Below are 22,903 nucleotides of genomic sequence, written 5' to 3' on the forward strand. Positions count from 1 at the left end.
TTTATAGTTATGCATATAGAAGATAGTTAATTTGATAACAAAGTTTGGAGGGATAATATGCATTTAGAATCCTTAAAGTATTTTAGAGAAGTCGCATCTGAAAAAAGTATTTCAAAGGTTGCAAAAAAATCACATATTTCTCAATCAGCGCTCAGCCAGCTTATACAAAAACTTGAAGAAGACTTTGGATATAAGCTGTTAAACAGAAGTAACAAGGGTGTTGAACTTACTGAGATGGGAGAAATTGTACTAAAATACTCTAATAATATTATCAGAAACTATGAGACTATGGTGGAAGAACTAGAAACCACCGTAAAACAGTATAACAAAGTAAGAATTAATGGTACTTGGGCGTTGGTTACATATTCTTTACCGTGTGTTATATATAAGATAAAGAAAAAATACCCAAACCATCAATACGAACTTATTGCCAGTCCGAAAGAAGATACAATTACAGATGTTCAAAATGACATATGTGATTTTGGCATAGTCAATGGTAATATTAGTAAAGAGCATGATTTGTTTACTTATGCAATTGGTAAGGAGAAAATAGTTCTGATCGCACCGGGTAAATACAATATTCCTGACAAAATCAAACTTGAGGATTTAACTAAATACGACATGATAATGTGCAATAGTAATAATCATATCAGTAATAACCTGAAAAAAGAATTAAAAAATATAGATAAAGATCTCGATGATTTAAACATTATATTTAATGTGGCTACGGATGGTGCTGTAAAATTAGCAGTAAGTAATGGGTACGGGCTTGCTTTTGTACCTTATGAATCCATAAAACATGAGCTATATGAAAAAACAGTAAAAGTTATTGAAATAGAAGATGTAAGTCTAGATGATGAAATATATCTCATCAGTAAAAAATTCAATAAGCTTACTAAGGCTCAAAGAGAATCCATCGAATATTTTATGGAAATAGGTCAAAAGAGTTTCTGTTAATTTTTAGTTACAGTTATTTCCCATACACCATTAAGGACTTCTTCACATGCAAAGGTACAAGTTGATTTCTTAAAATATTCTTTTATTGATTCTACGACACAACTATGGTCTGTAACTAACATAAAAGATTCTCCGGAACTTAAGTTTTTGAATTCTTTTTTAGCTTTTAGTAATGGTATTGGACAGAAATCCCCAAAACAATCAATTTTATTCATTGTATAACTCCTTTACTAGTGCTTTTCAGGTTGATATGTTAATAATTATATCATAATTGTGGATAAACTAAAATACAAGGGACTGTTATACTAAAAAATAACAAAAAATATAATAAATAGGTTTTATTTACGTATAGCAACTAGAGGTGGTTACAATTGAAGATACCCTTTAATAAACCTTATCATTCAGATAAGGCAATGGATTATATAAAACAAGTAATAGATAGTGGAAATATTGGTGGAGATGGTTATTTTACTAGTAAATGTAAAAAATTATTAGAAACAAGATTAGGCGTAAAAAATATATTATTGACCACTTCTTGCACCCATTCTCTTGAATTGGCAATAAAATTGATTAATATAGAGAAAGACCAAGAGGTTATAATGCCGTCTTATACTTTTCCGTCTACAGCTAACAGTGTACTAGTTAATGGAGGAAAAGTTGTTTTTACCGAAGTTAATCATGATGATTTATGCATAGATGCTTCTAGAATTGAAGAAAAGATAACCCATAGAACAAAAGCGATAATTGTAGTTCATTATGGAGGCAACCCATGTGATATGGATAAAATAATGGGTATTGCTCATAAATATGGACTTTATGTTATAGAAGATGCTGCTCAAGGATTATTCAGTACCTATAAAGGTAGACAACTTGGGACAATAGGACATTTTGGATGCTTTAGTTTTCATGAAACCAAAAATGTTTCAGCTGGCGAAGGTGGAGCTGTCACTATTAACAGTGATAATGAAAACCTTATTAGAAGAGCTGAATATATAAGACAAAAAGGGACTAATCGGATAGATTTTAATAATAAGAGCGTAGAATTCTATCAGTGGGTAGACATTGGTTCCAGTTATTGTCCATCAGAATTATTGATGGCATATCTTTACTCACAATTAGAAAATATTGATGATATCCATAGTAAAAGACTTAAGATGTTTAATAGATACTTAGAAATATTAGATAATATAGAATCAGATAAAATTCAATATTATTCCAAAGGAAATAAGCTAGAAGCTTTCAATGCTCACATATTCTATATTATATTCAAAAAAGAAGCTTATGCAGATGGATTTATGAATATTTTAAAAGCTAATGATATCTCAGCATATAGACATTTTGTTCCACTGCACCTAAGTAAAATGGGGCTATCTCTAGGATATAAAGAAAACGATTTTCCTTATGAAAGAGATTTGTACAAGAAGTTAATAAGGCTGCCCATATATCCTGATATGACTGAAGAACAATTAATCAAGATGGAACGAATAATAAAAAAAGCAATTAATCAGATATAGCAAATATCAAAAATAATGATCTAAACAAGAATGAATTAAGAGAGGAATTCCTATGATTTCAATAATAATTCCTGTATATAATAGTGAAAAAACAATATCATTAGTTTGTGAAAAAATTATCAAAACAATGATAAACAGTAATATGGATTATGAAATCATTTTAGTGGATGATTATAGCATAGATAGCAGTTATGAAATAATGAAAGATTTGTATAAGAAACATAATCATATGACATGTATAAAATTAAAACAAAATTGTGGACAGCAAAATGCTCTGTTATGCGGACTTAGATATGGACATGGAGATTATTATGTTACAATAGATGACGATCTGCAAAATATGCCTAAGGACATTATGATTCTTTTTAATGAATTGAAACAAGGCTATGATGTAGTCTATGGTATACCAGATAGTACAGTTCACAAGGATTATAGAGGAATTGGCACAATGTTGAAAGAATTCATGTTCAGTACAATTCTTCATAAGCCAAAAAATATCAAACTAACTTCTTTTCGTATAATGAAAAAAAGTATTGTACAAATGATTATAAGGGAAAAATTATCCTATATTTATTTGTCAGCCTCAATACTGAAATATACTAAAAATATAGGTAATGTACATGTCCCCTACTATAATAGAATTTATGGTAAATCCAACTACAACTTCAGAAAACTATATAAGTTATTTATTAATATTTTAATATATTATAGTAACATTCATTTATTTAATAAAAGGAAAAAAAATACTCCCCAATATGTTATTGAAGAAGTTTTAAAGGCTCACTAGATAGCTATAAGACCAAGAATGAAAGGATAAGAATTATGAAGTTAATGATACTAGGTGCATCAGGTGCTCAGCTGAATGCAATAAAAAGGGCAAAAGAATTGGGATACAAAGTAGTAGCAACTGATTACTACACTAATTCACCAGGAAAACAAATAGCAGACGAATGTGGATTAGCAAGTACTTTTGATTACGAAGAAACTCTAAAAGTTGCTTTAGAAACAAAGATAGATGGTATCATGACTACAGGAACTGACCAGCCAGTTTATACTGTCATTAAAGTAGCTGATAAACTTAGTTTACCAAGATTTTTATCTGTAAATACAGCCTATGCAGTAACTAACAAACGAATAATGAAAGAAAAATTTTTAGAAGCAGATATACCTACTCCCGATTATAGAATCATAAAAAAAGATTTTACTGATAGTCAGTTAGAAGGACTGAAATTCCCAGTTGTAGTAAAACCCTTTGATTCTCAAGGTCAGCGAGGCATTTTTAAGTTAAATACAATAAAAGAAGTTAGACTTCACTTTGATCATGTCATTAAACACTCCAGAGAAGATTCTATACTAGTGGAGAGTTATTACAAAAATGACGAAATAACTATTAGCGGCTGGGTTCGAGATGGAAAAGCAAAAGTATTGACAATTACTGACCGTGTAACCTTTGATAACGATAAATATATAGGAATATGTTCATCTCATGAATTCCCTTCAAAACATTACAAACAATACAAAGAGGAATTCATTGCATTAACTGATAAGATAGTAGATGCCTTCAACATTAGCCAAGGACCAATCTACTTTCAACTATTTGTCGGTGATGAAGGAATAAAAGTTAACGAAATAGCTTGTAGAATCGGCGGTGCATATGAAGACGAATTCATACCCCTTATAACAGGTGTAGATATCTTGAAAATGGTCATAGATTCTTCTATGGGACAAGATATTGATTACTACCCTCTTGATAATTACAATATTGAAAACAACAAAAACTACCTAACAGTACAATTATTCTTCGCAAACTCCGGCACAGTACAATCCATAACCGATAGAGATGAAATAATTGAACTAGACGGTGTTTATAATATGAACTATAACTACAAAGAAAATGACTTCATAAAACCAATAGAAAATGCATCAGTACGCGCAGGATACGTAATAGTAACAGGCAACACCAATCAAGATATCCAGAAAAAAGTTGACAACTTATATAAAAAAATGTTGATGCTTAACAAGCAAGGTAATAATCTAATTATAAACCGAGATTATTATAAGAGGTATACTGATTAATATTGTTTTTTATCTATAATATAAAATCTGAATTAGCCAATCGTTATGCTACTAAGAAGAAAAAGTGTTTTGTGATTATATTAAGATTACTATTTTGCAAAAGCCAAGTCCGAACGAAACTCTTTTTCTGACTTATTTGCATTATATCAAATAAAAACTTTAATAAATACTTAGTATAGAAAGGATAACATACTAATGAAAATGAAACCAACATTAATATTAACAATCTCAATGATTATGCTATTAATGACAGCATGTGGAAAAAAACATGACAATACTGTCAAGATCGCCCAGCAATATGGTCTAGCTTATGCCCCTATCCAAATAATGAAAGAAAAAGGTTTCCTTGAAGAAGCCCTACCTAACAATAAAATTGAATGGGTCAAACTCTCTAACACAGCAGCTATTCGTGAAGCTGTTCTTGCAGATAATCTTGATGTAGGATTCATGGGAATACCACCTTTCCTTATAGCCCTTGATAACGGTATGAAGTGGAAAATGATGACAGGTCTTTCTAGCTGTCCAGTTGGTCTAGTCACATATGATGAAAACATAAAGACCCTTAAGGATTTTACTCCAAAAGATAAAATAGCTCTACCCCAGCCAGGAAGTATACAGCATATCTTACTTGCTATGGCATGTGAAAGAGAACTTGGCAAGGCTGATGCCCTTGACAATCAATTAGTTTCCATGAAACATCCAGATGGGTTTCAGGCATTAACTGCCAAACAAGATATAAAAGCACATTTTACTTCTCCACCCTATTTATTCGAAGAATTAGCCAATGAAGATAACCATATGGTTATAACTGGTGAAGAAGCAATGGGAAGTGAATTTACTTTTATCGCAGGTGCTTGTACTGAAGATTTTTATACTAATAACAAAAAACAATACTCTGCACTAATAGAAGCTATCAATAAATCTATAGAATTCATGATAAATAACGAAGATGAAACTTTAGACATATTGTCTAATTTATATGAGATGGATAAAGAAAAGTTGAAAAGTTATCTTAATTACGAAGGGATGAAATACGCTACAGACATTCAAGGTGTAGACAAATTCGTGGATTTCATGGTAAGGAACAACTATCTTAATAAATCCTACAAAAGTGAAGAGGTCATATGGGAATGAAAAAATTATATATACATCGATTTCTATGGATAGGATTTTTTATAATCATATGGGAAGTTACATATTATTCTAACGTATACGCTAGACAGATTTTCCCTTCAATCGAGCAAATTATCAAATCTCTAGGTGTTAGCATTACTAAAGGTGATTTGTTGATGCAGATAGGATTTTCTTTCATCATAATTTTAAAAGGGTTACTGATAGGTATTGTTCTATCTGTATTATTAAGCTTTTTAGATTACTTCTTCAACAATTTCAGTAGTCTATTAGATACAATAATCGGTATACTCCACCCTCTTCCAGGGATTGCGTTACTTCCATTAGTCATCATTTGGTTTGGTGTTGGAGAAAAAGCGATTCTCGTAATTATAGTACACTCTGTTTTATGGCCTATGACTATTAACATGAAAACAGGTTTTAGGTCTGTGGACAATGTATATATAGAAGTCTCTAAGAATCTTGGTATGAATATATGGCAGATTTTTTATTATGTCCTAATACCACTAAGCCTGCTTCATATAGTATCTGGATTAAAGATTGGCTGGTCTAGAGCATGGCGAGCACTAATCAGTTCTGAAATGGTATTTGGAGCAATCGGACCCTTTGGTGGTCTAGGATGGTTTATCTTCGAAAAACGAGTGTATATGGATACTCCTGGAATGTATGCTGGTTTAGTTGTTATAATTATAATTGGTATGATTATGGAAGATTTTATCTTTGGCAGACTGGAAAAGAAATGTGAAGAAATATTATCATGATATAGTAGTTATCTTATAAATCTTTATTTTCCAATCATATTCCATCATGTACCTAGGTATCCTTATACCATATAGAGAATTACTGAACTCATGAATAAGGGCACAATTTTCTTCTATATACTTGTTGATTTCATCGTAATAATGATCGTTTCCATAGAGGATATTCCATCTAGGATTTCTGTGAATGTAATCCAATTCTTCTGTATAGATGATATATTCAATATTATTGTCTACTATATAATCCCTGAAAGGTATATTATTTTCTTCTAGAAATGTTAGATTCCTATAATCCAGTAATCTATCATTATCAAAATAAAATTCCATATTGAGATTGCCTAGAGTTTTTGCATCTGAAGGAATGACACTCAACTCATCTAAATATGCTTCATAATTGTAGATCGTATATAGCCTTACCTCTTTTAAGGTATAATACGAAGATAAAATAATTGATATTCCCATAAAACATATTATTAACTCTTTTCGATAATCAACAACCTTACATATTAAGGCAAGAGTAAGTAAATAGAAGAATGGAAAAATAAATATAATGTTTGTTTGATTATATCTGCCAATAATGATAAAACCAATATTGATACCTATAACACATGTCAACAATCTAAGAATAGGTAGACCAGAAAATGATTCTTTCTTGTTACTATTCTTATCCCCCAAATATTTAACCGATAAATATAGAATTGATGATATAGTTATGATAGCAAAAATGATAAGATAAACTTGTATAGGTGGTGTGTAATAAGTACCGCTTATACCAAGATATAACTTTTTGTAATAATATGGAATTGTTAATATTTTATCATAAAAGCTGGAACTTACCCCTAGAGTCTCACCAAAATTAGTATAATGAGTAATGAAATCTGCATCACCAATAAAACTTAGAATGACAAATATTAATGCAGTAAGCCCAGTAGTCATAATTAATGTTATTAGATGGCTGAATTTTTTAGTTTTATGGAATACGTCAATTATATATAATAATCCAAAAACAACAGCTATAACAAAGCTATTTGGATGAATCCCTACAGATAAACCTATGATAAGTCCAAGTAGAATGTGTGGATTTATTTTTTTATTGCCCAGTGGTGATAAAAAATGATAGAATCCAAGCATAAAGAAAAATACGATAATACTCTCTTGTCTTGCAAAATGGGAAGCATATATAAATTGTATGTTTACACTAAATAATATAGTCAGTAATACCGAGTATATACCATTTTTAAATATTTTGGTGCATATACAATAAAAAAGAATCAACGTGAATATACTAAAAATAAGAGAAACCAATCTCACTGCAAAGATGTTATAACCAAAAACAAGTATAAAAGGCATTTGAATTAAATGGAAGATTACTTTTATGCTATGAGGGAATCTTGGATAAATATTAAAAAATGTTTCAGTACAATAGATTGATTTACTTTCCATCATGTTCCTTGTCAAGCCGCTTAACCAAGGTTCATCAGAATGAACGAAGGGAAAAATTTCTAGATAACTCAAGCTTATAATGAAGTATAATATTAGATAGACAGCAATTATAAAAAAATAATATTTTTTAGAAGTTTTCATATCAATCAATCCTCGTATTTAACAAAATTTAGTAGTTTGCCTTATTATTCACATAGTTACTATAATTATATCACAATAATTAACTAAAATACACGTTATATAAGCCTAATTAAATAATTGCTATAGAGCCAGTAATTATTTAGTTCTATTAAGCTTATAAAATCAAGGAAAATATATTGAACTTATTGAATAGGTGTATAGATGTTTAAGTTCAATATATATCACACTATTCAACTATCAAATACTATATCAGCAAAACTTATAACCATCTTAAAAATTAATAGTGTATAATTGTATCTATAAGAAAAAAAGTTGAGTTTAATAATTCCCCAGTTTGTATATTATTTAACAATGGTCAATGGTGTTAGTTGTTAAATATCTAACAATTAACAAGGTCAAGAAGTATCAGTACATAAGTAGATTGAAATAATTATTTCTACTCTACTTATAACAACAAGGTTAATATTGAATTATAAAGTTCAATATATGACATGTTTACTAATATAATCAGAAAGTATTTCTAGCAGTTCTAGTTAGAAATATATAGGAGGAGTTAGTCATGAAGTATGGAACTAACCATAAGAGAGGTATTTTACTTCCTCTATTGATTGTGTTTGTTTTGCTTTTTACTTCCTGTAATAATACTAGCTATAAAGGAAGTAATAATGTTGTAGAACCAACTGAAGTTAAAGAGGCAATGAATAATAGTGACGTAATTATCATTGATGCAAGAGCAGAAGAAGACTATGCAAAAGGACATCTTGAAGGAGCAATTAGTCTTAATCCAGACAGTCTTACTATATCTGAACCAATTAAAGGTATGTTAGCTCCAAAAGAGCAGGTTGAGAAGGTATTAAGTGAAAAAGGAATTTCTAATAATAGTACTTTGTATATCTACGATAATAGCGGCGGTGTATATTCAGGTCGTGTATGGTGGGTACTAAAAGTCTATGGACATGATAATGTAAAAGTTATCAATAATGGTCAAAGAGGTTTAGAAAAAGCTAAACTTCCTATGTCTTTAGAAGTACCGGAATTAGAACCAACTGAATATGTTGCCAAAGAAGCTAACAGCGATATGATAGCTACTATGGATTATGTTAAGACTGTTGCAGAAAATGAAGATAGTAAAGAAAAAATTATAGATGTAAGAAGCAAAGCAGAATATGAAGAAGGGGCTATTCCTAACGCTATATTATATCCCCATACAAAAAATTTGTATACAGATGGAACATTCAAGTCAGCTAGAGATACATTTTTGTTCTATAAGGATTTAGGTCTTGATAAAGATGATACAATCATTCTTTATTGTAAATCATCATTCCGTGCAACACAAACAGCACTATTACTTGATGAAGCAGGTTTCAAAAATGTAAAAGTGTATGATGGTGCATGGTTAGAGTGGTCTGCTGGTGATATGCCAACGGAGAAAGAAGAAAAAACAGTACCTGACTCCGGGGATGCTTCATAATTATCATGATTTTATTTAAATGGAGGGAACATAATGAAAAAACTTAATAAGTTAGTAGCTTTACTTTTAATGGTAGTCATGGTATTAAGTGTTGCAGGTTGTGGTTCTAAGAAAGATGATACTGCAGGATCAATGGATTTAAGTAAAGGTACAGAAAGCAATACAGATACAACTAAAGATGATGACACAAAAAAAGATGACGATGCAGAAGCATTTAATCTAGAAGAAGGCATTAATGCTTATTACGCAAACATGCCAGATCATATTTACAAAATCAATCAAAAAGAATTTATTGATAAAGTAAAAGCTAATGATGATATGGTTGTTGTTGACATCCGTACAGAGGAAGATTATAAGAAAGGTCATGTAAAAGGAGCATATAATGCACCTTGGGGACCTGCAATTGCTGAGAATATTACAAAAATTTCACAGGATAAAGAAGTCTTCATTTACTGTTATTCAGGACAGACAGCAGGTCAAGCTGTAATGACATTGAACTTAGCTGGTATTAATGCAAGAAGCGTTAACTTAGGATTCAACTTTGGTATATCCAAGGTTGAAGGCTATGAAGATGTTATTGAAGAAACAGTTAATGAGTTTGGTTCAGAAACTTATGATGTACCAAAAGAAGTTCAAACTGCATTAACAGATTATTATAATGGTTTAGCTGATGTAAAAGATACAAAGTTCAAAAACTATAAAGTATCTGAAGATAATCTAAAGGCCATGATTGATAACAAAGAAGATTTCTACTTATTATCAATCAGAGGTGAAAAAGATTTTAATGAAGGACATATAGCTGGAGCTAGTAATATACCTTGGGGAGCAGGAATGGAAAAACAATTTGCTACTCTTCCAAAGGATAAGCCAGTTGTTGTATATTGTTATACAGGACAGACAGCAGGACAGACAGTTGCAGGACTTCGTTTATTAGGCATAGACGCAGTTTCATTAAATGGTGGATTAGGTATGGATGCAAATGCTCCACTTGGATGGTCTAATAAAGGATATGAAGTTGTAGCTGATGGTGTAGTTGAAGCAGGCGTTAATTCTTACTTCGCTAATATGCCAGAGCACATTTATAAGATTAATCAAAAAGAATTTATTGAAAAAGTAAAAGCTGACGAAGATATGGTAATTGTTGATATCCGTACAGCAGAAGATTATAAAAAAGGCCATGTAAAGGGAGCATATAATGCACCTTGGGGACCAGCTATAGCAGAAAATATTACTAAGATATCTCAGGACAAAGACGTATATATCTACTGCTATTCAGGACAGACAGCAGGTCAAGCTGTAATGACATTAAACTTAGCTGGAATCAATGCTAGAAGTGTTAACTTAGGATTTAACTTTGGTATTTCAAAAGTTGAAGGATACGAAGACGTTATAGAAGAAACTGTCAACGAATTCGGTTCAGAAACATATGACGTACCAGAGGAAGTAAAAGCAGCATTGACAGCTTACTATAATGGTTTAGCAGATGTAAAAGAAACTAAATTCAAGAATTACAAAGTATCTGAAAAGAACTTAAAGACTATGATTGATGATAAAGAAGACTTCTATCTATTATCAATCAGAAGTGCAAAGGACTTTGAAGAAGGACATATAGCTGGAGCTAGTAATATACCTTGGGGAGCAGGAATGGAAAAACAATTCGGTACTCTTCCAAAGGATAAGCCAGTAGTTGTTTACTGCTACACAGGTCAAACAGCAGGTCAAACAGTAGCTGCCCTTAGATTATTAGGTTATGATGCTGTATCACTTAATGGTGGAATGGGCATGGAAATAAATGCTCCACTAGGATGGATTAATAATGAATTTGAAGTTGTAAAATAATAAAATATAGGTTTTTATAAACTGTCAGTGAGAAATTGCTGGCAGTTTTTTTAATCTTACAGGAAACTTCCTATGGAAGATGAGGCGTAGCCTCTTTTCTTGTTTATTGATTGTTCTGCGATAATGATTTGACATATAAAGTTTTTTATTCTATAGAAATTCAAATTGATAAGATGTATATAATAGCGCAAATATGGACAACTTGATAATGAGATATATTTATTTATTAAGACTGAAAGGCTATTAAAAAGTAATAATAAAGGAAGGGATAAGTATGAAAACTATTATTGGAATTAAAGTAAGCAATCGCCTAGAAGAAGTTGACAGGATGCAGGATATCCTTACAGAACAAGGCAGTATTATCAATACAAGATTAGGATTACATCAAGGTAACACCTCCAAAGAAGGTATTATCCTGTTAGAGTTAACTGACGAAACTGAAAGTAAGTGTAACGAATTAGAGGACTCATTAAAATCAATAGAAGGTATTGAAGTTAGTAAAATGACCTTTTCTTAAAAAATAGTATTAAAGAATATAAATAGCTAGACAAAAGGTACAAAAATAATTTTTGTACCTTTTTTATTTTAGGAAAACAAATCGAACTTTTTACTTGACATTACTTGGATATCCAAGTATAATTTGAATAAACTTGGACATCCAAGTAATTTTATATATGACATAAAAAGAATTATTCTTGAAAGGAAGTGATATCATTGAAGGCTGATAATACATTATATTTAATTGGAAAGGTTAGAGTCTTGATTAATCAATTTATTATCTCAGAATTAAAGAAAAAAGGGATTAATGGAATTGTACCTTCTCATGGTAATATAATCCTATCACTTTTAAAAAATAAAAGTTTAACTATGAGTGAACTAGCAGATAAGATTGGTAAAGATCCATCTACAATAACAACCTTAGTTAAAAAATTAAATGATTTTGGATATACCCAAATGATAAAAGACGAGGAAGACAAGAGAGTTAACAGAGTGTCATTAACCTCTAAGGGAAAAGAATTAGAGGAAGCATTTATTATTATATCTGAAGAAATACATAATAAACAATATAATAATATTAGTGACAACGAGAAAGAAGTTTTTAGACAGGTACTAAATAAGATGATAGACAATTTTAGTTAAAACAAAAGGAGGTAAATTCTATGAAAAGATTACTTATAATACTATCCTTAGTATTACTTAGTGGATTAATATTATCAGGTTGTAAATCTAAATCAAATAAGGACAATACATTGACTATAGGAATGGAACTTGCATATCCGCCTTTTGAAACAAAAGATGAAGAAGGCAATCCAACAGGTGTAAGTGTAGACCTGGCAAAAGCATTGGGCGAATACTTGGACAGACCTGTAACAATTGAAAATATCAACTGGGATGGATTAATACCATCACTACAGACGGGAAAAGTAGATGCGGTAATATCTTCAATGACAATAACTGAAAAACGTGGAGAGGTAATTGATTTTTCAAACCCATATGCCCATTCCTATCTAGGATTATTAGTAAATAAGAACTCAAATATAAATGATATCCAGGACCTAAACCAAGAAGGTAAAATAATTGATGTGAAGAAAGGTACAACAGGCTATCTGTATGCAACAGAGAATCTTACGAAAGCAAAGATAAATGGACTTTCATCAGAGAATGCATGTGTAATTGAAGTAACACAAGGTAAAGCAGATGCTTTCATATATGACCAGCTTACCATATATCGTCAAAACAAACTGAATGAAGAAACAACAGAAGCAATATTGATACCATTTCAAGATAGTGAAAGCTGGGGAATAGGAGTAAAGAAAGGCAATACAAAATTACTTAATAAGATAAATGACTTTATAAAAGAATTTAAAGAAAATAACGGATTCAATGGAATTACTGAAAAATATCTAAAAGAGGAAAAGGAAACATTTGATGAACTTGGTTTTCCTTGGTTCTTTGATTAAGGTGAAAATATGAGACGAACAGATGATAAAAAAGTAACAGTTCTTAATAAAGTCATTAGTGCTGCATTAGTCATAGTAATTATAATATTTTTTTTGTGGGTGTCCATAAAAGCCATTGACCTGAAACTTGATTTTACAACTTTATTAGAGTATAAGCAAAGACTATGGCAGGGTTTTTATATGACTATCATAATATCTATAGGAAGCTTATTACTTAGTTTGCTAATAGGATCAATTACTGCCATAGGACAAAATTCTAAGATATTGACAATTAGCTATCTATGCAAAATATATATACAGATTATAAGAGGAACCCCACTACTTGTTCAAATATATTTTTTCTATTATATTATCGGTACTGCATGGGGTGTTGATAACAGATATATAGCAGGAATAATCATCTTATCAATATTTGAAGGAGCTTATATCTCAGAGATTATTAGAGGTGGGCTAGAAAGTATAGATATTAGGCAATATGAGATATCAAAAGCTATTGGACTAACACCAAGAAAAACATTCCGATTTGTGACTTATCCTATATTGATGTCACGAATATTACCAGCATTGACAGGGCAGTTTGCATCTATTATAAAAGATTCATCCCTATTATCTGTAATAGCATTAATTGAACTGACACAAACAATACAAGAAATATCGGCAGTTAATTTTAGGATGTTTGAGAATTATATATTTGTAGGAGCGTTGTATTTTATACTTACCTTTGCAGTTTCCATGTTATCCAGAGTGTTTGAGAGGAGGTACAAGCATGAATATAGAACTAAAAAATATCTGTAAAAGTTATGGTGATAGTATTGTGTTGCAAGATATTAACTATGAAGATGATATTAATTCTATTGCAATCATTGGTCCGTCTGGCGGAGGGAAATCAACCCTACTCCGAATAATTGGAGGACTACTTACTCCAAGCTCTGGTGAAATGTACATTGATGGTAAAAAAATAAATTTTGATGAGAAGTCACTTGTTATGCTCCGTAGAAACATTGGGTTTGTATTCCAGTCCAAAGGATTGTTTGAGCATTTGACAGCTATGGAAAATGTTATACTTCCTCTAATACATACTTTTGGCATAAACAAAACTGATGCAGTCCAAACAGCTAGTAAACTATTTGATAGATTTGGATTATCAAGGGAAAAGGATAAATATCCGTCACAACTATCCGGTGGACAGCAGCAAAGGATATCTATAGCTAGAGCGGTGGCTATTAAACCAAAACTGCTATTATTGGATGAACCTACGTCTGCGCTAGACCCTGAGTATACTGGTGAGGTTCTAGACATGCTTAATGAATTCCAAAATGATGGATTAGATTCAATAATAGTTACTCATGAAATGGGTTTTGCCAAGAATTCATGCGATAAAATCATTTTTTTAGCAGAGAATACGATTTTAGAAAGTGGTAAAAGTAGCAAACTTTTTAGGGAGCCGAAAACTAAGGAGTTAATAAGTTTCTTGGATAAGATTTTGGAGTGGAAAATTTAATAAACATTGACATATTATGATTTATGTTTTAAACTAGAAAAAAATTGAATAATTGGAGTAGGTGGCAATTTTTATTGCATAATAGGGAATCAGGTGTAAAACCTGAACGGTCACGCCGCTGTAATGTGGAGTAGTTTTACATTAACCCACTGTATTAGTAATAGAAGTTACTTCTTTGAAAGTAATCAAATCAAGAAGTAATCTTTAATAATATGGGAAGGGGTAGAATTACAAGGAAACTAAGTCAGAAAACCTGCCTGTCTCTAAAACACTTTCACTTATACGAAGTGAAAACTCTGCGAGTGACGGAGGGTGTGGAATACTTGATATAATCTTGTGAATAGATATTTGCTGTATTAGGTAGGCAGGAATTTCCCTTATTTATGCTATAGAAACATTACATAGAATGTTTTATTGTGGAAAATATTTTGATATACATACAAACTAAGTATTTTTAAAGTGCTTGAGTAGGTGTGTGTAATATAGGGAATGGTAGCCAAATTATAGCAGATTGGAAATATAGAATTATATTGATGATTTTCATGCTTTTTAACTTGCAGAAGTTAAGGGGCATTTTTTATTGCAGTAAATTAATATGTGTATTCACACTGCAGTTTAAATAATCCAATTATATTCTAAGACAAATAAAATTGATGTTGTATGGAGGAAAAAAAGGATGAATAAAAAACTAGCTATCATATTTACTTTAATAGGATGTATGATCATTTTAAGTTTTACAGGGTGTAGTAATGATAAGAAAACAGAAAAGAAAGAAGTTAGCGTAGAGTCAAATGGAATGGAAAAAGATAACTCACAAGAAAAAGATTCTGGCGAAATGGCTAAAGAGAAAGATAAGATGCCAAAAGAAATGGATAAAAAAATGCCAGAAGGTATGGATAAGAAGATGCCAAAAGGTATGGGTGAAGGCAAAATGCCATCTATGGGTGGTGCTGTAATTACTGTATCAGAAGGTGAAGGCTATCCAGTTACTATTACTGATATGTACGGTAATGAAGTAACTTTAGAGAAGAAACCAGAAAAAATAGCAGCAATATCAGGTACTTTTCTAGGAGTCTTATGTGATTTAGGAGGTAAATCAATATGTACATCTGAGACTGGCGGTGGTGCTCCTGTAGATCCAAAGGATATAGAGGGATTACCAGTAGTAGGTAAAGTTTATAATCCTGATATTGAAAAAATTGTTGCATTACAGCCAGAATTGGTAATAGCTCAATTTGGTTTACAGAATGGAGTTATTCCAGTTCTAGAACAAAGCAAAATAAAAGCTTTGGCTTTACATATGAGAACATATGAAGATGTTATAGACAATATTAGAGCAATAGGACGTATTATTGATGAATCAAACAAAGCGGAAGAAGTTATCGCCGACATGGAAAAGGAAAAGAAAGAGTTAGTTGATAAATTACCAGAGGAATCTAAAAAAGTAGTTATACTATATGCTACATCAAAAGATGTGTCAGTAAAATTACCAAAGAGCATAGCTGGGAATGTAGCAGATATATTGAAACTTGAAAATATAGCAGCAGGTTGTGCACCAGAAGGAATGGGTGGAGAAACTACACCTTTCAGTATGGAATATATTATTGAAAAAGACCCAGATGTAATCTTAGTAACAAGTATGTTAAGTTCTGATGAAGATGCAAAAAAAGTTATTAGTGAAAAATTAGGAAAAGACCTAGTATGGAAAGAATTAAGAGCTGTTAAAGAAGGAAATATAGTTTATCTACCACAAAAATACTTCTTATACAATGCAGGTTGTGACTTTGTTGATGCCATTGAGTATATGGCAAAAGGTGTATATCCTGAAGTATTTGGTGGTTTAGATGAATAAAACCATATCAAAAGATAGTAATAAAATAGCATTTATCATAGCATTTGGAATTTTATTGATAATAGCTTTTTTATTAAGCAATGCTAAGGGAAGCATGAATGTTTCTATGAAAAGAATATTAGAAGTAATTATTAACAATGATGGTTCAGCTGAAAGATTGGTAATATGGAACATCAGATTACCAAGAACTATAGTAGCAGGATTAGTTGGAGTTAATCTAGCTTTGTCTGGGTGTATATTGCAAGGGGTCATGCGGAACCCCTTGGCTGACCCAGGTATTATTGGTATATCATCAGGAGCTGGACTTGCAGGGATAATCATATTGATACTATTTCCAAAGTATCAGATGCTGGTTCCACCATTTGCGTTTGTTGGTGCAATGGGGGCAGCGATAATGATATATGTATTATCTTGGAAAGGTGGTATACAACCAATAAGAGTCATACTTGCAGGTGTTGCAGTATCAACCTTGCTAGGAGCAGGTATATCTGCATTGATGGTATTCTTCAGCGACAGAGTACATGGTGCATTAATGTTTATGAACGGTGGATTATCTGCTAGAAGCTGGCCTGAGTTGTGGACAATTTTACCATATACCATTATAGGATTGATTATACTATCTTTTATGTCGGAAAAGCTTAATATACTTATTCTAGGTGATGATATTGCAAGAGGTGTGGGGCTTAATGTTGAATTAGTTCGTTTCGGGTTAACGGCAGTTGCGGCTATGTTGGCTGCCAGTGCAGTATCAGTAGTTGGTTTATTAGGATTTGTTGGTCTTATTATTCCTCATAGTGTCAGACTTATGGTTGGTAATGATTATAAGTACTTAATTCCTGGTTCATCATTATTGGGAGCAGCAGTGGTTATGTTGAGTGATACTTTTGCTCGTACTGTATTAAGTCCTGTTGAAATACCAGTGGGAATTGTTATGGCAATCTTAGGAGTACCGTTTTTTCTATATTTGTTAAGAAAAGATTAAAATACATATAGATGAGAGTTGGTTGTATGGAAGAGATACTAAGAGCTGAGAATTTATCAGTTAAATATAAAGAGAACCAAGTTATAAAAGACCTGAATCTAAATATAGGAAAGGGTAAAATCTATGCAATAATAGGACCTAATGGTTCAGGTAAAACAACATTATTGAGAACATTATCAAGGAATATCAAGCCTAATAAGGGCAAAGTTTTTTTAGATGGAGAAAATATATCTGGTATCAAAAGCAAGCAGATAGCTAGAAAAATGGCTGTTTTATCTCAGATACATGGTAGTAATACAGATGTGACAGTAAGAAATCTGGTAGTATATGGGAGATACGCTTACAAAGAGTGGTGGAAGGGAGATAGTGAACAAGATAACGATATAGTTGATTGGGCTCTGGAAACTACTAATATGAAGGATTTTGCTAATAAGAAGATGTGTAATCTATCTGGTGGTGAAAAGCAGAGAGCGTGGATTGCAATGGCTATTGCTCAGAAACCAGAGATATTATTGTTGGATGAACCTACAACTTTTTTGGATATAAGCCATCAGTTAGAGGTATTGGAATTGGTTGAGAGTCTTAATAAAGAGAATGGTATTACTATACTTATGGTGTTGCATGATATTAATCTTGCTGCTAAATATTCGGATGAATTGATAGTCATTAAGGACGGAGATGTTTATTTGAAGGGGGAACCTTGGGATATAGTAAGTAAGGAGAACCTGAAGGATGTTTTTAATATTAATGGGGATATAACAGAAGATAAAGAGAGTGGGAAGCCGGTGTTTTTTCCTAGATTAGTGAGGTAGCTATAGTATATTATTGGGGGACAGTCAGGGTAAAGTGTTATAATCACTTGCCTTACCCTGAGAGCGGCCGGTCTGCGTGATTATAACACTTTACCCTTCTGTCTTCAGATAGTTAGTATGAGAATTGAGGGCTTCGTTTGTGTAGAAGTAGTCAGTAGTGTGAAATGTAGTGATTTTAAATTAATGGAGAGAGGGAATTGGTGTGAAGGTAACTGTGATTTCTGTTTCTACATCGGTGATAACAGGATTGATTAAGGTACAAGAGGATATTAACAGCAGGTTTAATGATGTGTTGGAGTTACGTTTGTTTTATGCATCTAGGGCATTAGAGGATAGTAAGCTTGAGGATATGGAGAGTGATATTGTTGATTCGGATGTCACTTTTGTAGATTTGATGGGAAGTCCTAAGAAGGTTGTAGGGGCTGTAATGTGTGGATTAGGGAAGTGTAAGGGGAATGTAATACCTATAGGTGGAGCAGGTAGGAATTTTCTGCGACTTGGGGAATTGACTTCTAATGATATGGGGATGAATAAAAAGAGTAATAAGAAGTCCAGGAAACCTATGGATATGAGTAAGATGCAGAAGATGGCTGATATGGCAGAAAAAATGGGAAAGCTGATTCCTGTTGGGAAGCCAAGGGATATGCGTAATTTTGTTCAGATAGGTAAATATTTTCAGAATGCTACTATTTTACAATTGACTAACATGATGTATCTGTTGTTAAGAGATTATGGGAAAGTAAAAGGTATTCCCAAACCTCAAGAATCTGAGAAGTTACCTGACATTGGTTTATGTGATCCAGAGACGAAAATGTATTTTGATGATTATAAGGAATATGCTGATATTCATGGATTTAATAGTAGTAAGCCTACAGTAGCTTTATTATTTTATGGACATACTTATCCAAATGATACTTCAGTTTGTGTTTCCAAAATAGCGAAGCAAATTAGACCATTCGCAAATGTATTGCCAATAGCTTTTTCCAAGACTAAGACAGATAATCAAGATTTATTGAAAGAATTGTTATTACATGGGACAGGTAGAAAAGTTAATCTAATCATTAATTTTATGTCATTTAGATTAGGTGCTGGACCTATGGGTGGAAATGCTGATTATGCAGTTAGCATTTTGGAAGATGTCAATGTACCGATATTTCATCCGTTTTTTATGACTAAAAGAAGAGAAAGTGAATGGTTTGACAGTGTAGAAGGAATCAATTCATCAGAATTCCTATTATCAGTGATGCTTCCAGAATTAGATGGAGCAATAGAGACTTATCCTATTGGAGCAATGGCAGTACCAGAATATAATAGTGAGTTTGATATTGAAGTAAGGGAACTTAGTTTGATAGATGATAGAGTCTTGAAACTTGTTTCCAGAGTTGAAAATTGGTTGAAACTACAAATCAAGAGGAATTTTGATAAGAAGGTAGCGATCATATGCTACAATTATCCGCCAGGGGAAGATAATCTTTTTGGAGGAGCTTTTCTTGATACTTTTAATTCAGTAGAGAACATATTGAAAGAATTGAATGATAATGGTTATAATGTGAAGCCATTGAGTAGTGATGATTTAATGAGTAGTTTTACAGCGGGAAAAATAGTTAATTCTGGTAGATGGTCTGACGAAGGATCAGAAGAGAATTTTATCAAATATAGTACTAAAGAGTATAATAAGGATTTAGAGGATAAGTGGTATAAAGAAGAAATACTGGAGCAATGGGGGCAAGCGCCTGGTGACGTAATGAGTGATGGAGAGAATTTCTTGATACCAGGAATAATAAGTGAAAATGTTTTTATTGGTTTACAGCCTACAAGAGGTATACATGAGAATCCAGAAAAAGTCTATCATGATAAAACATTATTGCCTCCTCATCAATATATAGCATATTATCAATGGCTAAAAGAGGAGTTTAAAGCTGACGTAATTATTCATGTTGGAACACACGGGACATTGGAATTCTTAAAAGGTAAAGAATGCGGTATGTCCAGTAGATGTCTACCAGATATGTTAGTAAGTGACCTTCCTCATCTGTATATCTATTATTGTGGTAATCCAGCAGAAGGAATGATTGCAAAAAGACGTTCTCATGCTGCATTAATAGGTTATCAACCACCAACATTTATCGAAGGAGAATTATATGGTGAATATGCAAATTTGGCAGCTATGATTGATGAATACCATGAAGCCCTAAGAGTATCACCAGTAAGAAGTGATGATGTATATACTAACATAATGAAGAAGGCAGTGGAAAACAATCTGCCTGAGGATTTAGACCAGATTGAAAGTGAATTATACAGGATGAACCGTTCCCTTATTCCAAAAGGTCTGCATGTATTTGGTAAATCGTTTGATATTGAAGAAGTCTATAGGTATCTTGAATTTGTTCTAAGATATGATAGGGGTAATATAAAATCTCTTAGGAGAATCTTAGCAGTTAATAGTGGTTATGATTATGATGAAATACTTGAAAATAATGATATAAACGCATTAAAAAGAATAGATAGGGAAGTAAAAGAATTAATTGATACATATTGGAAAGAAAATGGAAAAATTAGCGATAGTCTTAACATTAAAAATGATTTAAGAATAGAAATAGATAATACAATGAAGTATGCAGAAGACCTAGTTTGTAAGTGTAATGAGAATAATGAGAGCAACGGACTTTTGAAACTCTTAAATGGAGAATACCTAAAGGCTAAATTAGCAGGAGATACTATCAGAAATCCAGAAGTAATGCCAACAGGATATAATCTATATCAATTTGACCCAAGATTTGTTCCAAGTGAAACAGCTTATGAGAGAGGCAGGAAAATTGCTGAGAATACAATTAACCAGTATCTAAGGGAACATGGGGAATATCCAAAAAGTATAGCTGTAGTTTTATGGGGACTTGAAACTTCTAGGACTCAGGGAGAAACAGTTGGACAGATAATGGCTTATCTAGGAATAAGACTTGGAAAGTCAAGAAGTATATGGGAACCTAAATATGAAATAATACCTGAGGAAGAATTAAAAAGGCCTAGAATTGATGTAGTAATAAATATGTGTGGCTTTTTTAGAGATATGTTCTCAAATATTATCAATGATTTAAATGAATTGTTTGAAACAATATATGGATTAGATGAAGGTGATGAGTTTAATTACTTTAAGGCTAATAGTAAAAGACTATACAAAAAGTTATTAGAGGATGGTTATGAAAAAGAGGAAGCTTTAGAATTATGTAAATCCAGAATATTTGGACCTGCAGAAGGAGAATACGGGACAGGAATCACTAAGCTGTTTGAAACCAAGAATTGGGAAAATGAATCTCAGATAGGTGAAACTTTTGTTAAGAGTCTAAGGCATGTATATAGTAAGAACCATAGAGGAAAAGAAGCAGGGGAATTGCTTAATAATAATCTTAGTTCTGTTGATGTTGTATCACAAATAAGAAGTAATCATGAGTATGAGGTTACAGACCTTGACCATTATTATGAGTTTTTTGGTGGACTTGCTAAATCAGTGGAAATGGCTAAGGGATCAAAAGCGGAGATATATATTACTGATACGACTGGTGAACGACTTGAAACAGAAAGTGTTGAGAAATCCATCAATAGAGGAATTAGGACAAGAGTATTAAATCCAAAATGGAGAGATGGTATGTTGGAGCATAAATATCATGGAGTTCAGAAAATTGCTGATAGATTTGAAAATATCATGGGATTAGCTGCTACTACTAATAAGGTGGAAGAGTGGATTTATGATGATTTGCATAGCAAATATATTGATGATGATGAGATGAGGGAAAGATTGAAAGACAATAATAGATGGGCTTATTTTTCTATTGTGGAACAGATGATGGATTATGAGAAGAGAGGTTATTGGAAGGCTACGGATGAGCAGAAGGAGAAGTTGTTGGAGGTATATTTGGAATTGGAGGGGGATATAGAGGAGGATATTTAAATACTACTACATAAAGCTCAACAGTCAGGTTGTAAAGTGTTATAATCACTTGCCTTACTCTGAGAAGCGATCGGTCTGCGTGATTATAACACTTTACAACCTTCGGTTGGTGCCGGTTTATGGATAGTGGGGGATCTGAGGGAGATAGATAGATAGTTAGTTGTTGGATGTAAGTACATTGTACTTTGTTTTTTGGTTGAATTTTTAATATGGCTTTATGGTGTTACAAATTGAATTATACAATATTTGTAGTAGCCTGTAGTTAGGCTAGTAAAGGTTTTTTTAATATTCTTATTAAATCTTTAAATAATTAATTTACTATAATAAAACATGGAATAGCCTAAAGTTTTGTACGTAAGAAGAAAAAGTGTTTTATACCTATATTGAAGGGGAATAGGAGCAAAATAGTATAGGTATATGAGAAGTAGTGAGGCAGGACGCCGAACCCAGCTTTTAATCTGACAGCCCTACTGGACTGTCAGGAATAATAATGGACTCGATGTCCATTATTATTCGTTG

Annotated in this window: 19 protein-coding genes and 1 riboswitch; of the genes, 17 read left to right on the top strand and 2 right to left on the bottom strand. The window is 32.1% G+C overall.

Features of this window, described 5'->3' with window-relative positions; genetic code table 11:
• The first annotated feature begins 57 nt into the window (after nucleotides 1-57).
• Entirely contained in the window at nucleotides 58-957 is a 900-nt protein-coding gene (locus AACQ14_RS16720) for a LysR family transcriptional regulator (RefSeq protein ID WP_339364732.1), read from the top strand.
• On the opposite strand, the gene AACQ14_RS16725 is transcribed toward AACQ14_RS16720, so the two are convergent.
• Complete coding sequence (locus AACQ14_RS16725) at nucleotides 954-1,172, bottom strand: sulfurtransferase TusA family protein (RefSeq protein ID WP_339364733.1); 219 nt, start codon at nucleotides 1,170-1,172, stop codon at nucleotides 954-956. The two genes, AACQ14_RS16720 and AACQ14_RS16725, sit on opposite strands and share 4 nt — an antisense overlap.
• Nucleotides 1,173-1,328: 156 nt before the next feature.
• Here AACQ14_RS16725 and rffA point away from each other — a divergent pair, with 156 nt between their 5' ends.
• The 5 genes from rffA to AACQ14_RS16750 all read left to right on the top strand — a co-directional run bounded on the left by rffA (nucleotide 1,329) and on the right by AACQ14_RS16750 (nucleotide 6,439).
• A complete protein-coding gene (rffA, locus tag AACQ14_RS16730) occupies nucleotides 1,329-2,471 on the top strand; it encodes a dTDP-4-amino-4,6-dideoxygalactose transaminase (RefSeq protein WP_339364734.1) in 1,143 nt (380 codons plus the stop codon).
• Nucleotides 2,472-2,523: 52 nt separating this feature from the next.
• A complete protein-coding gene (locus AACQ14_RS16735; RefSeq protein WP_339364735.1) occupies nucleotides 2,524-3,258 on the top strand; it encodes a glycosyltransferase in 735 nt (244 codons plus the stop codon).
• A 35-nt stretch (nucleotides 3,259-3,293) separates the two neighbouring features.
• Nucleotides 3,294-4,547, top strand: a complete 1,254-nt coding sequence (locus AACQ14_RS16740; protein WP_339364736.1) for an ATP-grasp domain-containing protein — start codon at nucleotides 3,294-3,296, stop codon at nucleotides 4,545-4,547.
• Between the two features lie 195 nt (nucleotides 4,548-4,742).
• Nucleotides 4,743-5,681: an ABC transporter substrate-binding protein gene (locus tag AACQ14_RS16745; RefSeq protein WP_339364737.1), complete on the top strand. Its 939-nt coding sequence runs from the start codon at nucleotides 4,743-4,745 to the stop codon at nucleotides 5,679-5,681.
• Nucleotides 5,678-6,439, top strand: a complete 762-nt coding sequence (locus AACQ14_RS16750; protein WP_339364738.1) for an ABC transporter permease — start codon at nucleotides 5,678-5,680, stop codon at nucleotides 6,437-6,439. Before AACQ14_RS16745 ends, AACQ14_RS16750 begins: the two co-directional genes overlap by 4 nt.
• On the opposite strand, the gene AACQ14_RS16755 is transcribed toward AACQ14_RS16750, so the two are convergent.
• Entirely contained in the window at nucleotides 6,434-8,020 is a 1,587-nt protein-coding gene (locus tag AACQ14_RS16755; RefSeq protein ID WP_339364739.1) for an ArnT family glycosyltransferase, read from the bottom strand. The two genes, AACQ14_RS16750 and AACQ14_RS16755, sit on opposite strands and share 6 nt — an antisense overlap.
• 559 nt (nucleotides 8,021-8,579) lie before the next feature.
• On the opposite strand from AACQ14_RS16755, the gene AACQ14_RS16760 reads away from it, so the two are divergent.
• The 11 genes from AACQ14_RS16760 (at nucleotide 8,580) to bchH (ending at nucleotide 22,384) form a co-directional block, all read left to right on the top strand.
• Complete coding sequence (locus AACQ14_RS16760; protein ID WP_339364740.1) at nucleotides 8,580-9,491, top strand: sulfurtransferase; 912 nt, start codon at nucleotides 8,580-8,582, stop codon at nucleotides 9,489-9,491.
• 33 nt (nucleotides 9,492-9,524) lie between these two features.
• Nucleotides 9,525-11,330, top strand: a complete 1,806-nt coding sequence (locus AACQ14_RS16765) for a rhodanese-like domain-containing protein (RefSeq protein ID WP_339364741.1) — start codon at nucleotides 9,525-9,527, stop codon at nucleotides 11,328-11,330.
• Between the two features lie 274 nt (nucleotides 11,331-11,604).
• Entirely contained in the window at nucleotides 11,605-11,847 is a 243-nt protein-coding gene (locus tag AACQ14_RS16770; protein WP_339364742.1) for a hypothetical protein, read from the top strand.
• A 197-nt stretch (nucleotides 11,848-12,044) separates the two neighbouring features.
• Nucleotides 12,045-12,470 carry a MarR family winged helix-turn-helix transcriptional regulator gene (locus AACQ14_RS16775; protein ID WP_212690255.1) on the top strand — a complete coding sequence of 142 codons (426 nt, stop codon included), beginning with the start codon at nucleotides 12,045-12,047 and terminating at the stop codon, nucleotides 12,468-12,470.
• Nucleotides 12,471-12,490: 20 nt separating this feature from the next.
• Nucleotides 12,491-13,291, top strand: coding sequence for a transporter substrate-binding domain-containing protein (locus AACQ14_RS16780; protein WP_339364743.1), 801 nt, complete (start codon nucleotides 12,491-12,493; stop codon nucleotides 13,289-13,291).
• 9 nt (nucleotides 13,292-13,300) lie between these two features.
• Nucleotides 13,301-14,086, top strand: a complete 786-nt coding sequence (locus tag AACQ14_RS16785; RefSeq protein WP_339364744.1) for an amino acid ABC transporter permease — start codon at nucleotides 13,301-13,303, stop codon at nucleotides 14,084-14,086.
• Complete coding sequence (locus AACQ14_RS16790) at nucleotides 14,058-14,792, top strand: amino acid ABC transporter ATP-binding protein (RefSeq protein ID WP_339364745.1); 735 nt, start codon at nucleotides 14,058-14,060, stop codon at nucleotides 14,790-14,792. Before AACQ14_RS16785 ends, AACQ14_RS16790 begins: the two co-directional genes overlap by 29 nt.
• A gap of 42 nt (nucleotides 14,793-14,834) precedes the next feature.
• Nucleotides 14,835-15,068, top strand: a riboswitch (cobalamin riboswitch).
• A gap of 400 nt (nucleotides 15,069-15,468) precedes the next feature.
• Complete coding sequence (locus tag AACQ14_RS16795; protein ID WP_339364746.1) at nucleotides 15,469-16,644, top strand: ABC transporter substrate-binding protein; 1,176 nt, start codon at nucleotides 15,469-15,471, stop codon at nucleotides 16,642-16,644.
• The gene (locus AACQ14_RS16800) at nucleotides 16,637-17,626 is read left to right on the top strand and encodes a FecCD family ABC transporter permease (protein WP_212690260.1); all 990 of its coding nucleotides are present in this window, start codon (nucleotides 16,637-16,639) and stop codon (nucleotides 17,624-17,626) included. Before AACQ14_RS16795 ends, AACQ14_RS16800 begins: the two co-directional genes overlap by 8 nt.
• A 26-nt stretch (nucleotides 17,627-17,652) precedes the next feature.
• On the top strand, nucleotides 17,653-18,438 hold the full coding sequence (locus tag AACQ14_RS16805; RefSeq protein ID WP_339364747.1) for an ABC transporter ATP-binding protein: 786 nt from the start codon (nucleotides 17,653-17,655) through the stop codon (nucleotides 18,436-18,438).
• Between the two features lie 202 nt (nucleotides 18,439-18,640).
• The gene (gene bchH, locus AACQ14_RS16810; protein ID WP_339364748.1) at nucleotides 18,641-22,384 is read left to right on the top strand and encodes a magnesium chelatase subunit H; all 3,744 of its coding nucleotides are present in this window, start codon (nucleotides 18,641-18,643) and stop codon (nucleotides 22,382-22,384) included.
• Nucleotides 22,385-22,903 lie beyond the last annotated feature (519 nt).

Source organism: Vallitalea maricola (assembly GCF_036985595.1).
GTDB lineage: Bacteria > Bacillota > Clostridia > Lachnospirales > Vallitaleaceae > Vallitalea > Vallitalea maricola.

Excerpts from the sequence above, each read along its gene's own strand:
- AACQ14_RS16755 (WP_339364739.1), bottom strand. The coding sequence starts at position 8,020 with ATGAAAACTTCTAAAAAATATTATTTTTTTATAATTGCTGTCTATCTA.
- AACQ14_RS16760 (WP_339364740.1), top strand. The coding sequence starts at position 8,580 with ATGAAGTATGGAACTAACCATAAGAGAGGTATTTTACTTCCTCTATTG.
- AACQ14_RS16745 (WP_339364737.1), top strand. The coding sequence starts at position 4,743 with ATGAAAATGAAACCAACATTAATATTAACAATCTCAATGATTATGCTA.
- AACQ14_RS16720 (WP_339364732.1), top strand. The coding sequence starts at position 58 with ATGCATTTAGAATCCTTAAAGTATTTTAGAGAAGTCGCATCTGAAAAA.
- AACQ14_RS16735 (WP_339364735.1), top strand. The coding sequence starts at position 2,524 with ATGATTTCAATAATAATTCCTGTATATAATAGTGAAAAAACAATATCA.
- AACQ14_RS16795 (WP_339364746.1), top strand. The coding sequence starts at position 15,469 with ATGAATAAAAAACTAGCTATCATATTTACTTTAATAGGATGTATGATC.
- AACQ14_RS16770 (WP_339364742.1), top strand. The coding sequence starts at position 11,605 with ATGAAAACTATTATTGGAATTAAAGTAAGCAATCGCCTAGAAGAAGTT.
- AACQ14_RS16780 (WP_339364743.1), top strand. The coding sequence starts at position 12,491 with ATGAAAAGATTACTTATAATACTATCCTTAGTATTACTTAGTGGATTA.
- AACQ14_RS16785 (WP_339364744.1), top strand. The coding sequence starts at position 13,301 with ATGAGACGAACAGATGATAAAAAAGTAACAGTTCTTAATAAAGTCATT.
- AACQ14_RS16800 (WP_212690260.1), top strand. The coding sequence starts at position 16,637 with ATGAATAAAACCATATCAAAAGATAGTAATAAAATAGCATTTATCATA.
- AACQ14_RS16765 (WP_339364741.1), top strand. The coding sequence starts at position 9,525 with ATGAAAAAACTTAATAAGTTAGTAGCTTTACTTTTAATGGTAGTCATG.
- AACQ14_RS16750 (WP_339364738.1), top strand. The coding sequence starts at position 5,678 with ATGAAAAAATTATATATACATCGATTTCTATGGATAGGATTTTTTATA.
- AACQ14_RS16790 (WP_339364745.1), top strand. The coding sequence starts at position 14,058 with ATGAATATAGAACTAAAAAATATCTGTAAAAGTTATGGTGATAGTATT.
- AACQ14_RS16740 (WP_339364736.1), top strand. The coding sequence starts at position 3,294 with ATGAAGTTAATGATACTAGGTGCATCAGGTGCTCAGCTGAATGCAATA.
- AACQ14_RS16725 (WP_339364733.1), bottom strand. The coding sequence starts at position 1,172 with ATGAATAAAATTGATTGTTTTGGGGATTTCTGTCCAATACCATTACTA.
- AACQ14_RS16805 (WP_339364747.1), top strand. The coding sequence starts at position 17,653 with ATGGAAGAGATACTAAGAGCTGAGAATTTATCAGTTAAATATAAAGAG.